This is a genomic window from Zarconia sp. (genome assembly GCF_057467645.1).
Genome location: NZ_JBRJXU010000083.1, coordinates 13,933 through 27,584, shown reverse-complemented (window position 1 = coordinate 27,584; position 13,652 = coordinate 13,933). Strand labels below are relative to the sequence as shown.

At 51.8% G+C, this 13,652-nt stretch carries 8 protein-coding genes; 7 read left to right on the top strand and 1 reads right to left on the bottom strand.

Annotated features, from left to right (window positions below; genetic code table 11):
- The first annotated feature begins 327 nt into the window (after nt 1-327).
- The 4 genes from AC2215_RS12680 (at nt 328) to AC2215_RS12665 (ending at nt 7,426) form a co-directional block, all read left to right on the top strand.
- Complete coding sequence (locus AC2215_RS12680; protein WP_486810371.1) at nt 328-894, top strand: protease complex subunit PrcB family protein; 567 nt, start codon at nt 328-330, stop codon at nt 892-894.
- Between the two features lie 638 nt (nt 895-1,532).
- A complete protein-coding gene (locus AC2215_RS12675) occupies nt 1,533-4,370 on the top strand; it encodes a two-partner secretion domain-containing protein (RefSeq protein WP_486810370.1) in 2,838 nt (945 codons plus the stop codon).
- A gap of 506 nt (nt 4,371-4,876) precedes the next feature.
- Complete coding sequence (locus tag AC2215_RS12670; protein WP_486810369.1) at nt 4,877-5,680, top strand: ankyrin repeat domain-containing protein; 804 nt, start codon at nt 4,877-4,879, stop codon at nt 5,678-5,680.
- A gap of 276 nt (nt 5,681-5,956) precedes the next feature.
- Nucleotides 5,957-7,426 (top strand): hypothetical protein, encoded by a 1,470-nt coding sequence (locus AC2215_RS12665; RefSeq protein WP_486810368.1) that lies wholly within the window; start codon nt 5,957-5,959, stop codon nt 7,424-7,426.
- Nucleotides 7,427-7,585: 159 nt separating this feature from the next.
- Here AC2215_RS12665 and gyrA read toward each other — a convergent pair whose 3' ends face one another.
- On the bottom strand, nt 7,586-10,177 hold the full coding sequence (gene gyrA, locus AC2215_RS12660) for a DNA topoisomerase (ATP-hydrolyzing) subunit A (RefSeq protein ID WP_486810367.1): 2,592 nt from the start codon (nt 10,175-10,177) through the stop codon (nt 7,586-7,588).
- Nucleotides 10,178-10,767: 590 nt separating this feature from the next.
- On the opposite strand from gyrA, the gene AC2215_RS12655 reads away from it, so the two are divergent.
- From AC2215_RS12655 to AC2215_RS12645, 3 genes are all read left to right on the top strand, one after another.
- On the top strand, nt 10,768-11,688 hold the full coding sequence (locus tag AC2215_RS12655; protein ID WP_486810366.1) for a histone deacetylase family protein: 921 nt from the start codon (nt 10,768-10,770) through the stop codon (nt 11,686-11,688).
- A gap of 196 nt (nt 11,689-11,884) precedes the next feature.
- A complete protein-coding gene (locus tag AC2215_RS12650) occupies nt 11,885-12,508 on the top strand; it encodes a hypothetical protein (RefSeq protein WP_486810365.1) in 624 nt (207 codons plus the stop codon).
- Between the two features lie 79 nt (nt 12,509-12,587).
- Entirely contained in the window at nt 12,588-13,613 is a 1,026-nt protein-coding gene (locus AC2215_RS12645) for an ABC transporter permease (RefSeq protein WP_486810421.1), read from the top strand.
- The last annotated feature ends 39 nt before the right edge of the window (nt 13,614-13,652 follow it).

Genomic DNA, 13,652 nt, shown 5'->3' with positions numbered 1-13,652 from the left:
GGAAACAGCTCCGACTCCAGACGCGCGGGATTGAAGTCTGACGAAAATTTAGGGTTGTCGAGATCCGGATTTTCGTCGCCGCCGCGTCGGGTTACTGTCATCGCGATCGAGCATACAAATAAAAAGTCCCACCAGTTGGTAAGCGGTGGGAGCATGACTCGGTATTGGTTTCAGGGTGTATATGATTAATTTAACCCCGATCGACCCCAGACTGTCATCAGCCATTTGGCGGATATTTTGACATATCATATGAAAAACTATCTGTCATCCGCCATACAGCGTAAATTCGTACAGGCGATCGGGCAGTAATAGCAACGGACTGAAGATATGACCCGAAACCCGATAACGATCGCCAAATACGGGGTGTTTCTCGTTCTCATCTTGGGCGTTGTCACCCTCCCACCGTGGCAACCCGCACTATGGCAACGATTGCCCGATCGCGCTTTGGCATCAACCGAAACCGCGATGCCCGAGAAATTCGCCCAGACCCCCATGTCCTCACCGATTTCCTTTGAAACCCTCGATCGCGGTAACTATGCAGGCATTTCCCAACCCTTCGCGCGAACGATCGAAGATGGAGAAAGTTGGGAAGTGTTTTGGAACGAATTATACGGCAATCAAATCCCCATTCCACCGGTTCGAGAAATTGACTTCAGCCAAAAGGCGATCGTTGCGGTAGGTTTGGGAGAACGTAACAGTGGTGGATACGGCATCGAGATCGAATCCGTGGCGATTGAAGAGGGAACCCTGGCAATTCATTACCGAGAAACCACCAATACCTGCGGCGTGGTGACCATGGCGTTCACTCAACCCTATCATCTCGCGATCGTCGATCGAGTCGATCTCCCAGTGCGGTTTTTCCGCAATACGGAAGAAATTGGGTGCGATCGGTAAGATCGAGTTCGAATGGTGACTTGACAATTTAACACAAAAATGGTAAGGGTACATCGAGTACTCATAACCATCTCCATCGCAATTTTTAAACTCGCAATTAAAACAATGTTGGCTCCTTCAAAATCAAAATACATGGCCCGGTTGACCGTTGGGTCATCAGCGCACGAATAAACTCCAACTCGATCCTCTTTTGAAATCGCGCGCGTTTCATGTGGCGCAGCGAAACGATATTTATTCGTCAGCAGCAGCCGTCGGAAAGCGCAAATCATCATCCCGGACTTCCGAACTCTCCACCCACTGATTTTCGAGTGCAAAAGACTTCATCTGCGTTCCCCATCTCTCAAACTCTTGGGGAAAGGATGTCTGTGTCGCAAATCGAATTTTGACAATCTAATTTTTTACAAGCTGCCCCCGTCAGGGAATTCTACAACATCACTCAAAATGGGAGTTTAGATTTGGAGTTGAGACCAATTTAACGTCTCGAACAGTCAAACCCTTATCCTGAGACGATTTTAGCGTTTCCAACTCGAAGGTCCGATCGAAAAACCCAAACGCTTACCGCGTCGCCGGTTGTTGCCTTCTCGATCGAGATTTTATCTAAACTCCAGTCAATTCATCTGACCGGTATTTATTCATCGATGAAGTCATCTATATACACTGTCCGATCTGGCATTCCTGACGTTACCCAACAACCGAAAACTCGCGTTCGGCGATCAATTCTACCCTGTTTGGCATTGTTGCTACTCGTCGATTGGATTTTTCCCACCGGGAGTCACGGGCAAATTATTCCCGACGATACCCTACCGCAGAATTCGACTCTCGAGCGCAATGGGGACATCGATCGCATTCTCGGCGGCACTGAAGCAGGAGGAAACTTATTCCACAGCTTCCAAGAATTTAACGTCCGCACTGGAGAAACCGCCTATTTCGACAATGCCCTCACCATCGACAATATTATTACTCGCGTCACGGGGGGACAAACGTCTCAAATCGATGGATTCTTGCAAGCCAACGGAACGGCAAACCTCTTTCTCGTCAATCCCAACGGCATTATTTTCGGGACGAACGCTCAGTTGAATTTGGGGGGTTCGTTTTTTGCCAGTACAGCCGATGGCGTTTTGTTTGAGGACGGCAGTTTGTTTCATGCCACCGAAGCCAACGCGACGCCCCTACTCACCGTTAGCGTTCCCGTCGGTTTGCAATACGGTAGCAATCCAGGGGCGATCGTCAATCGCTCTCGTGCCGATAGCATTTTACCCTTACCCAATCCCGAGCGAGTGGGTTTAGAAGTTGTTCCCGGTCAGACCTTGGCATTGGTGGGGGGAGATTTGAGCATTGAAGGTGGCGGTTTGAGGGCGGTGAGTGGAACCATCGAGTTGGGAAGCGTTGCCGATTCTGGCTCGATCTCGATCGCCCCGGCAACCCCTGTTCGGGGGCAAACTCTAGACTACGATGGCGTTACCAATTTTAGCGATATTCAAATTTCAGCAGCGTCGGTAGATGTCAGTGGTTTGGGAGGTGGGGCGATTCGCGTGCGGGGCGATCGGGTTTTGGTAACTGAAGGGTCGAGTTTGCGGGCCGATACCTTCGGTGAATTTGCGGGACGGGGTATCGAGATTCAAGCGGGAGATTTTCAGCTTCGCGATCGCGCTTTTGTCTCCTCATCCACCTTTGGGACGGGGGATGCCGGGGCGTTACAGGTTCGGGCCGATCGCATCGAACTGGCGGGAACCGTCCCCCTAGGCGTATCCTTCCAACTCGTCGCCGGTACCTTCGACCCCCTCAACCTCAGCGATGGTTTGTACGGTATCAGTGCCGGGAGTGGCGCAGCAGGGGATATTACCCTAGAAGCCGATCGCATTTTGGTACGGGATGGGGCAACGGTGATGACGACGACGATTTTTGATGGGGTGGGAGGAGATATCCTCTTAAATGCGACCGAATCTGCCAACCTGATAAACGGATCGCTATTCGTTGCCGGTACAACGGGATCGGGAGATAGCGGGCAGATTACGGCGATCGCCCCTCAACTGCAAGTGGTCGACGGAACCTCCCTGAGTACGACCCCGAGTTTTCTGAGTACCGGTCGTGGAGGGGATTTAACGGCGATCGCTCAGTCGATCGAATTACGAGGAACACCCGCAGGCGCACCGGTTCCTGCCGGTTTGTTTACCACCACCCTCGGGGCGGGCGATGCGGGAAACTTGGAAGTTCGGACCGATCGATTAATCGTGGCGGACGGTGCTCAAATTTCGGCAGCGGCTGCTGGAAGCGGACGCGGGGGCAATCTCACAATCGTTGCCACCGAATCTGTAGACCTGAGTGGTATTGCCGCAGACGGTCGGTTTTTGGGGGGATTCTTCACCTCTTCCTCCCTCCTTACCCTTGCCGGACAGCGAGGGACTTCTGGGGCAGGGGATTTAACCATTACGACCGATCGTCTCAGGGTTCGCGATGGGGCGCAGATTTCCGTAGCGACGGGGGGTGATGGGGCGGCTGGCAGTTTGCGAATTGATGCCGAATCCGTGGAAGTCAGTGGTTTTGCCACCGGTGTCGATCCCTTAGTGGAGTCGGTATCCTTCGGCATCATTGGCGATGGCATCGTTCCCAGCGCGATCGAATCCAATACCAGCGGGGCGGGGAATGCCGGGAATGTGGAGATTCGGACCGATCGCCTGAGAGTGGGTAACGGCGCGGAAATTGGCGTGCGCGGGACGGGTTCGGGGGTAGCGGGTAACCTGGATATCGCGGCCGATCGCATTATCGTTGACGGAGGCAGCGCCCTCACGGCAGCCACGGTTTCTGGGGGCGGCGGAAACATCCAACTGCGCGGATCGGATGTGCGTTTGCTGGGCAACAGCCGCATTGCCACCGATGCGGGGAATGTGGATGGCGGCAATATTACCATCGAGACGGAAACCCTGGTGGGGTTGGGCAATAGCGATATTACTGCCAACGCCCAACAAGGTCGCGGGGGTCGAGTGGAAGTCTCTGCCGACGGGATTTTCGGCATCCAATTTCGCCCCATTCGGACTCCCGAAAGCGATATTACGGCAACCTCCGAACTGGGCGCGGAATTTAGCGGTGTCGTGACGGTGCAAACTCCCGATGTCGATCCCGGTGCGGCTTTAGTCCCGTTACCGACCAATCCGATCGATCGAGCAAATCGCGTGCAAGCCGGGTGTGCGGCTTATGCGGGCAGTCAGTTTACGCTCGTCGGCAGGGGTGGATTGACCCAAGACCCCACGATCGCGATTCCAGCCCAAACCCTGTGGCGGGACTGGCGAGAGTATTCGGAAGTTTCTCAGACGGGAGTGGCAATTCCGGTGGCTGCGGCATTACTGGAGTCGGGCGATCGACTTGTGGAAGCGACGGGTTGGATTGTCAATCAAGAGGGTCGGGTGGAGTTGGTGGCGCAATTACCAGCGTCTGGAATGCTGTCGGAGTTGAGAGAATGTGGGGTAGGTGATAAGTAATAACGCCATGTGCAACTTAATTATCCAAAACCCGATCGCACGGGGTAAAAGGGGAAGGGGGAAGGGGAAAGGGGGATATGGTTGGCTAGCTCACCATATGGCGAGCGCTTAAAGTTGCACACCGCGTTAATAAGTAATAAGTAACACGTAATAAGCAATAAGTAATTGAAATATTGAAAAATATATAGCGCTTCTCAAATCAGTGAGGGCTGATTTAAAATCTCAACTCCCCCTTCATAAGGGGGATTTAGGGGGATCTTCCGTACTTCATATATTTGAGAAACGCTATATAAATATGTTATAAAATCTAAAAAATATATGTTTTTTGAATCATCATAAGTAGGTAGCCATAAATAAACGTTGCTAAAAAGGGTGGGAGAATCAAGCGATGGGTATTGAAGTTAAATCAATTGACACGATATCCAACTGACTCCCTATAACTGTGATTACTTTTGACTACCTACTTAATATTTTATTAAACGGGCGTTCGATAAAATTATCTTGAGATGGAAAAGCGATATAATAGTTTATCTCTAGCCGTTGCTAATCGAGACTTACGGGCACTCAAAAAACTCATTCGAGAGGGTATTCAGTTTCAGCAGTTAGCCTGGGAGGAAATTGATGAAGATGCAGGAGAAATTTATACACCTCTAGTCAAAGCGATCGAACTCAATGAGATCGAAATCATTAAAGTATTAATTGAAGCGGGAAAACTGTTTCCAGATTGGATGGCATGGCAAATCCCCGATGCCATTCATGTTGCCTCTTATTATGGAAACTTAGAGGTGGTCAAAATTTTACTCTCTCTCGAGATTAAAGGGTGGAGTCAGGAAGGTTTAGCAACCAGTGCGTTAAATGGTGCCATTACAGGCGAAAACATGAATGCCATCGAATTCGCACTCCAATCTGGTGCAGATGTGAATGCTTTGACCAACTGGGGTACTCCATTAATTCATGCGATCGTACACGCGAACGATGTAAATATTATCAAGTTTCTGATTCGATCGGGTGCAGAGATTAATGTCGTGGATGAAGAGAGAGTGAATACTCCTTTATCTGCTGCAATTTCGAGAGGTGATTTCAATCTAGTCAAATTTTTAGTTGAGGCAGGTGCGGACGTAAACTCGTATACTTGGAGTCGTAAATGTTTTTCTTTAAATAGACCTGAAAACGAAAAAATATTTCAATATCTATTGACACAAGATTCTAATGTAAACGAACGAGAGTGGCACGATCGCTATTTATCTTTAAAACAAACGAAAGAACGGTATGCGATCGAATCCGACGATTTTGACGATATTCCGTTTTAAGATTGAGATTTTGGAGGGAAATATCCAATCTCGATCGAAACAATCGAAACATTTCACACACTTGAGTTTGAGTGAAAACCTAAATTCTGCCGATTGCAACAAAAAATTGGGTATTCCCTTATTTCTGGGCTAGAGTCGATCGAGATTGAGGCGGAGATGCCAACTGGGCTTCGCAAAATTCGTTACCAAAACTGAAACCCACCCAGAAGAACGAGCGTCATCGATTACCGTGAAACTATCAATCGCTTTCGTCCGTTCTGTGAGGAGGACAACTCGATGCGCAAAACGATATTAACCCCGATCTCCCTGGCATTTCTCTTTGGAGGGGCAGCCGTGACGCCCATGTTTGCCGAAGAACCGAATTCCCCCCTTGAAAACACCATCGAAAATACCATCGAAACCGCTGCCAATCCCAGCCTTCTAGCAGGATACTACGCCTTTCAAGATTATCGATCGGTGGTGGAAAAAACCGCATCGATGGTATTCGATCGCCAAGCCCAAGAACTCGCTTCCCGATTCGGTTTGAATATCCTCAACGTCACTTGGGAGGATACCGGACGCTACTACAACTCTGCGGTGGGTCCGAATATCAGTGACATGACGATTCAGGTGCAGCAGCATAACCCGATCGCCGACGACTATACCCTCAGCTTGATGCCGGCGATCCGCCATCCCAATTTTACCGACGAATCGGCCGATATTCCCCTCGATCGCTTCTTCTTACGGGTGGGTAACGAGAAAGACGAAGCCCTCAAACGGGTTTCCCTGCGCGAGTTCCTCGGCAACCTGCGACAATACCTGCATCGATCGCAATCCTGGGCAGGTGAAGAAACCTCGTTACTGGCCGATCGCGATACCCACGTTCTCGTCAGCGCCCAAGCCGCCTTTCTACCCATCCCCCAAGGGGGAAGCGCCGAGTTTAACCCCGTCCTGTTCAACTACCAATCTTACCCCGGCGATCCGGCCGTCCTAACAATTTTAGCCACCCGCGAGGGAACCAGCGTCACCGTCATCGACAACCAACGGGATGCCTTCGATGCCGGGGGAACCTGGGGACAACGCCTCTTTTTTAATAAAAATGGGGAACGGGCGAGTTTCACGGGGCAGCGGTTGAGCGATTTTCAACGTTCCGGTGGGGATTCGAGTGCGTCGAATGCCGAACCCGTCGAAGCTGCCGGGGAAGAGGGACTGAATATGGTGATGCTGATTCAAGTTCCCCTGAAGCAGAAAGAACCCTTTGAACCCTATTCGCTAGGGGGTGCAGATGTAATGCTGCTCGAATCCGCCCCAGCCCCAGCCGCCGGACAAGCCCGCAGCAACGTCGAAGCCGCCGTTATCGGCCATGGAGAAGTAGAAGGCCCATTTACGGAAATTGACGATTTGGCGATCGAACGCGACCCCCAGTTCCCGATTCGGGTAACGGTACAGTTCTACAAAGCCACCAGCAACGGGGTGGTATCCGAGAAGGATATGGAACAAATCCACCAGCAAATCGCCCGCGTTTACGAAGATGCGGACTACGTCGGCAGTTTGGTCGTCGACGGCCCCAGCGATCGCCCGACGGAACACGACGGCCCCAAAGAAGAACCCCCTGGATGGTGGGATGCCTTCTGGAAGCGACACGAAGCCAATACCGGACAGACGAGGGAAGAGGCGATCGAAATGTTGCGCCGCCTACTGGGGGAAGATTGGATGCCCGCCTCGGAACAGGAGTTGCAACAAGAACTCGATCGGTTGGGGGAGTGAATTCGGAATAGGGAAATGCGGAGGCAGGGTTAACAGTACATAGTGGGAGCATCTTGCTCCCATTTCTTCCATTACCCCCTCTCCGCGTCACCGCGTCCCCGCGTCACCGCGTCCTCTTCCCCTCTCCCATCCCCGCGTCCCCGCGTCTTTCCCCTTCCCCTACTCCTCTCCTTCCTCCATTTCCTCTTCTCCCGAGGGCGGCACTAAAGCCACGGCGGCGATCGCATCGTCTTTATCCAATCGCTGCACCCGCACCCCCGTCGCACTCCGAGATTGGGGAGAAATGGCATTCACCGCTTGACGGATAATAATCCCCCGACTGGTGACGATCATCAGTTCGTCTTCTTCGTTCACCACCCGCAAGGCCGTCAGTCGGTCTTGCTTGCTGTGAGCTTTGAATTTAGTGGCGATCGTCCCTTTCCCGGCCCGTCGTTGCAATCGGAACTGGTTGACGGGAACCCGCTTGCCGTAGCCTCCGGTGGTAATCGTCAACACCCAGGGCCCCACCCCTTCATTGGAGGCATCCGTTTCCTCATCCCCATCTTCCGTGGCAACGGTCAACTCTTCTTCTTCAATCTCGTTCTCGTCATCCTCCGTCAAACTGGCAATTACCGCACTCGACAAAATATCCATGCCGATAGGTTCGTCCCCTTTGCGCAAATTCATCGACTTCACCCCCCGCGTGGCCCGACCGAGGGGACGCAGTTGTTCGTGGCTGGCTTTGAAATGAATGGCCATGCCGTAACTCGACCCGATGATAATGCTATCCTCGGCTTTGGCCCGACGCACCCACCGCAGTTGGTCGCCGTCGTTGAGGGAAATGGCAATCAAGCCATTGGCGCGAATGTTGGCAAAAGCGGAGAGGGCAGTTTTTTTGATGTATCCCCCCCGAGTGAGCATGATTAAGTATTCATCATCGGTAAACTCGCTCACCGAGACCATCGACGTAATTTTTTCCTCTCGGGGAATCGGCAGCATCTGGACGATGGGAACCCCCCGCGCCGTCCGCGAACCCGTAGGAATTTGGTAAGCTTTCAGGCAGTACACCACTCCCCGTTCGCTGAAAAAGAGGACGCTGTCGTGGTCGCAACAGGTCAAAAAATGCTCGATACCGTCGTCTTCTTTCATCTTGGTACCGGCTTTACCCCGCGTCGCCCGGTTTTGTGCCTCGAAGGTATTCACGGGCATCCGCTTGATATATCCCTGTTCCGTGAGCAAAATCAGGGCTTTTTCGTTGGCGATTAAATCGGTTTCGTCGATTTCCCCTTCGTCCCGCAGAATCTCCGTCCGGCGTTCGGTACCGAATTTAGCTTTGAGTTCCTGGGCTTCGGTTTCGATAATTTCGAGAATCCGTTCCCGACGGGCCAAAATATCGTTGAGGTCGGCAATTTTGGCTTGTAAGTCTTCGTGTTCTTTCTGGATTTTCTCTGCTTCCAAGGCCGTCAGTCGCCGCAGTTGCATTTGCAAGATGGCATCGGCTTGCTGTTCGGAGAGAGAATAGGTCTCGATTAACTCGGCTTTGGCCGTGGCGGTATCGGCGGAGTTGCGAATTAGGGCGATAATCGGATCGAGGTTCGCCAATGCAATCAGCAACCCTTGCAGGAGATGGTCCCGTTCTTCGGCCTTGCGGAGTTCGTAGAGGGTGCGCCGGGTGATGGTTTCGACGCGGAACTCCAGGAAGACTTCTAAGAAACGCTTCAGGGGCAGGAGTTGGGGTTCCCCGTTCACCAGGGCGAGCATATTCGCCCCGAAGTTGGTTTGGATGGGGGTTTGCTTGTAAAGGTTGTTGAGGACGACGCGGGGATAGGCATCGCGCTTGAGTTCGATGACGATGCGCATCCCGTCGCGATCGCTTTCATCTCGGATATCGGAAATCCCTTCCAGGCGTTTCTCGTTCACCATGTCGGCGATTTTTTCGATCAGCCCGGCTTTATTCACCTGATAGGGCAGTTGGGTGACGATAATTGCCTCGCGATCGGGTGCGCCGCGCCTTTCGATGGTTTCGATTTCGGCGACCCCGCGCATGGTAATCGAACCCCGACCGGAGGTATAGGCATCGCGAATCCCACTTTTACCGAGGATTTGCCCCCCGGTGGGAAAGTCGGGGCCGGGAATGTGCCGTCTCAGTTCCGTCGCATCGATGTCGGGGTTGTGAATTAAAGCCGTCAACCCATCGACGAGTTCCCCTAAATTGTGGGGGGGAATGTTGGTGGCCATCCCCACGGCAATCCCGGAAGACCCATTGAGGAGAAGTTGGGGCAACCGCGCCGGTAACACCGTGGGTTCTTGTTGCGATCCGTCGAAGTTATCGGCGAAATCGACGGTTTCCGAGTCGATATCTTCGAGCAGAGAATCGCAACTGAGGGCTTGCAGGCGGCATTCGGTGTAACGCATTGCCGCCGGGGGATCGTTGTCCACGGAACCGAAGTTACCGTGGCCGTTGATGAGGGGCGATCGCATCGAAAAGTCCTGGGCCATGCGCACCAGGGCATCGTAGACCGCCGTATCCCCGTGGGGGTGGTATTTCCCTAACACTTCCCCGACGACGCGGGCGCACTTCCGAAACGGGCGTTCGGGCATCAGTCCCAATTCGTGCATGGCGTAGAGAATGCGTCGGTGAACGGGCTTGAGTCCGTCCCGCGCATCGGGCAGCGCCCGACCTACAATCACGCTCATGGCGTACTCTAGGTAAGACCGGGACATCTCATTGCGCAGATCTGTCGGGACGATCCGCTCTTGGGAAGTGGTCATAGGGTCAAAAACTCCATTAAAAACGCAATTTCGGTAGCGATCGACCGAAACACTTATCGAATGCAGTTTAGCTTTATAATTTTAGCTAAATGCCTTAAATTATCTTTAATATTTTAACAGGTTTTGACCCCAATCGACCTGGATACAATATCGAACGAAAAAAGAGGGACAATACAATTTAAAAAATTAAAATAAAGCATTGTTTTTTGTTAATCAAAAAATTAAAATAAAGCTAAAAAAATCAATAAAATATTATTGTAAAATAATCAATTTAGTTCCTTGCAAAACATTTTTTTGCAAAAAAATATATTTTTTGTAAGTTTGGTTATATCGGCATTCAATCCGATCGCAAAAACTCTACTGTGTCAGATATTGTTTGTTTTACATATTTATTAAAAGCTTTTTTGTCGTTTTGCATTTATATTGACGAAAATTAAAATAATTAAAAGCGATAAAATTCAATTATATTTTTTGAATTTATAACCCAAAAGCGATCGCAATCATTTAAGATTGTCGTTTTTGTTTTTATTCCATAAAATAAGGACGATCGCGGTTTGAATTACCATTTTGTAATTTTACCCCAAAACAAGATGTTACCGATTATTTACTCTGAGGAATTTCTCGAACACAAAACTGGAGCATTTCATCCCGAGTGTCCGGAACGATTGAGCGCCATTGTTTGGGCCCTGAAAAATGCCCCCTGGGGCGATCGCCTCGAGTGGATTTTGCCCACCCCCGTCGCCAGCCGTCCCCTCCTCGACACCATCCATCAAATTCACCCCCCCAACTACGTCAGTACCATCCAAACGATCGCCAAGCGAGGGGGGGGACGACTCGATGCCGATACCCCCGTCTCCACCCGCAGTTACGATGTCGCCCTACTGGCGGTGAGTGCTTGGCTCGATGGGGTCGATCGCATCCTCGAAACCGGAAAACCCGCCTTTGTCCTCGCCCGACCCCCCGGACACCACGCGACAAGCGATTGCGGCATGGGATTTTGCCTGCTATCGAATGCAGCGATTGCCGCCCACTATGCCCTCGAAAAACCCGGAATCGATCGAGTCGCCATTCTCGATTGGGACGTGCATCACGGCAACGGCACCCAAGCCATCGTCGAAACGAACCCCCAGATTGTCTACTGTTCCCTCCACGAATCCCCCAACTATCCCGGCACTGGGGATGCCAGCGAACGCGGAAATTTCGAGAACGTGCTAAATTTACCCATGAGTGGCGGCAGTACGATTGCCCAGTACCGACCCAAATTCGAGACAGAAGTGGTGCCCTTTTTGCAAAACTTCAAACCGGATTTACTCATCGTCAGTGCCGGATACGATGCCAACCGTGCCGATCCCCTATCGGGTATCGCCCTAGAACCGAAAGATTTTGGGTATTTTACGGACTGCTGCTTGGGCATCAGTGGGAAAATTTTATTCGGTCTCGAAGGGGGCTACGACCTCGAAGCTTTGGCTCAGTCTGTGGTCTGTACCATCGAACGGTGTTTGGAAATTTGACTCGACCCGAGTCGATCTGAAGTGGGTTGAGTCGCACCTCTTATTTTTGCCGCGCTGCACTAGATCTGGCGCAACCCCTGCGCTTTGCTTCCCCCACAGTGTATTGAGACGATCGCGCGCCAGCAGGTCTTCCCCATTCCCCATTCCCCATTCCCCATTCCCATAAATCACCTGCCATTCCTATGAGGTCAATCTCATGAAACAACTGCCCAAAACTCAACTCGAAGCCGAACGGATGCTAGAGGTGCAGCTACGGTTAACGCAGTTATTCCGTAAAGAGGAGGTAGCCGTCAAAGCCATCCTCAACTGCCTTTACGATGTGGGTTCGGCGAATTTAATCGAAAAAAAGGTAAACCCCAAAGCCTTAAAAGGAGTTCTCAAATCCATTGCCAGTTTCTCCAAACCCCTGTTTCGATTTGTGGCTTTTCGCTGGTTTGTGGCGAACTGTCCCGAACTGCTTGTCGACTGGTTGTACGGGAAAGTCTCCTTCGAACCGGTCGCTGAAGAAACCGAAGCGGTCTTAGAAACGCCATTAGAACTCTCCTCAGAATTACCCTCCCCGCCGCAAGAAATCGAAGCGAGTCTCGAACCGCCCAATGCCCTCACCCAAAGTGCCCTGGCGAAACTGGAAGTTCAAGATCTCGAAATCCAAAAGCTCTACGGGCGAGTGCGGTGGCTGACGGGGTTTTCCGTTGGCGCGATCGCGATGACTGCGGGGTTAACCTTTTTGGTATTCGGTTCGAACATCTTGCCCGACAGGTTGTTGTCTCTACCCTCGACAGAACGATCGCTGGTGGAATCCCCATCACCCCAGGATTAGGCCCGATTGAATTCGATCGCCCTTGCAGTTCGCGGTAGGATGGGAAACCAAACCCGATCGCCATTCCCGTCTCGATGCCATGTCTCGATCGAAAGCCCTGCAATACTATATCTTTGCCCGAGTGATGCTCGCGCCCCTGATGCTGTGGACGATTACCACCGCCGTTTTTTTGCTGTTGCGGGCAACTCCCGGCGATCCCGTCGATGCCATCCTCGGCCCGCGCGCCCCGGAAGCATTTAAAGAAGAATTGCGACAACAGTTGGGGCTGGCTGGTTCTCTGTGGGAACAGTATTTGAATTACATGAAGCAACTGTTGAGCTTCGACCTGGGGGAATCGGCTACCAGTCGGGGACAGGGGGTCTGGGAGATTATTCAGAACTTCTTCCCAGCGACCGCAGAACTGGCCGTCTGTAGTATGCTCGTGGCGATCGTTGTCGGGATTGCCGTCGGTTCGGCCGCCGCCTCTCGTCCCAATACGGCGATCGATGTTGGCGGTCGGCTGTTCGGCATCATTACCTATTCCGTGCCCATGTTTTGGATGGGGATGGTGTTGCAACTCATTTTTTCGGTGAAGTTGGGTTGGTTTCCCCTGGGGACTCGCTACCCCCTCACTCTCCCACCCCCCACGGGACTGACAGGGTTATACACCATCGATAGTTTGCTTGCCGGAAATCTAAACCAGTTTTTTGCCGCCCTCCACCATCTGGCTTTACCCAGCCTCACGTTAGGAATTTTGCTCAGTGGCATTTTCGAGCGCATCGTGCGAGTGAACCTCAAACAAACCTTGCAAAGCGATTACGTGGAAGCTGCCAGAGCTAGAGGGATTTCCGAAGGGCGCATTTTAGTCGCCCATGCCCTGAAAAATGCCATGATTCCGGTGATTACCGTGTTGGGACTCACCTTTGCTTCACTATTGGGAGGTGCGATTTTAACGGAGGTGACCTTTTCCTGGCCGGGTTTAGCCAGTCGCCTGTACGAAGCCATTTCCTCTCGGGACTATCCGACGGTACAGGGGGTGACGATCTTTTTTGCGGCGATCGTGGTGGTGGTGAGTATTGCGATCGATATTTTGAATGCCTATATCGACCCGCGCATTCGGTACTAGACATCTGGAGGAAAAGGGTTAAAGGAGAATCTTGAAGAA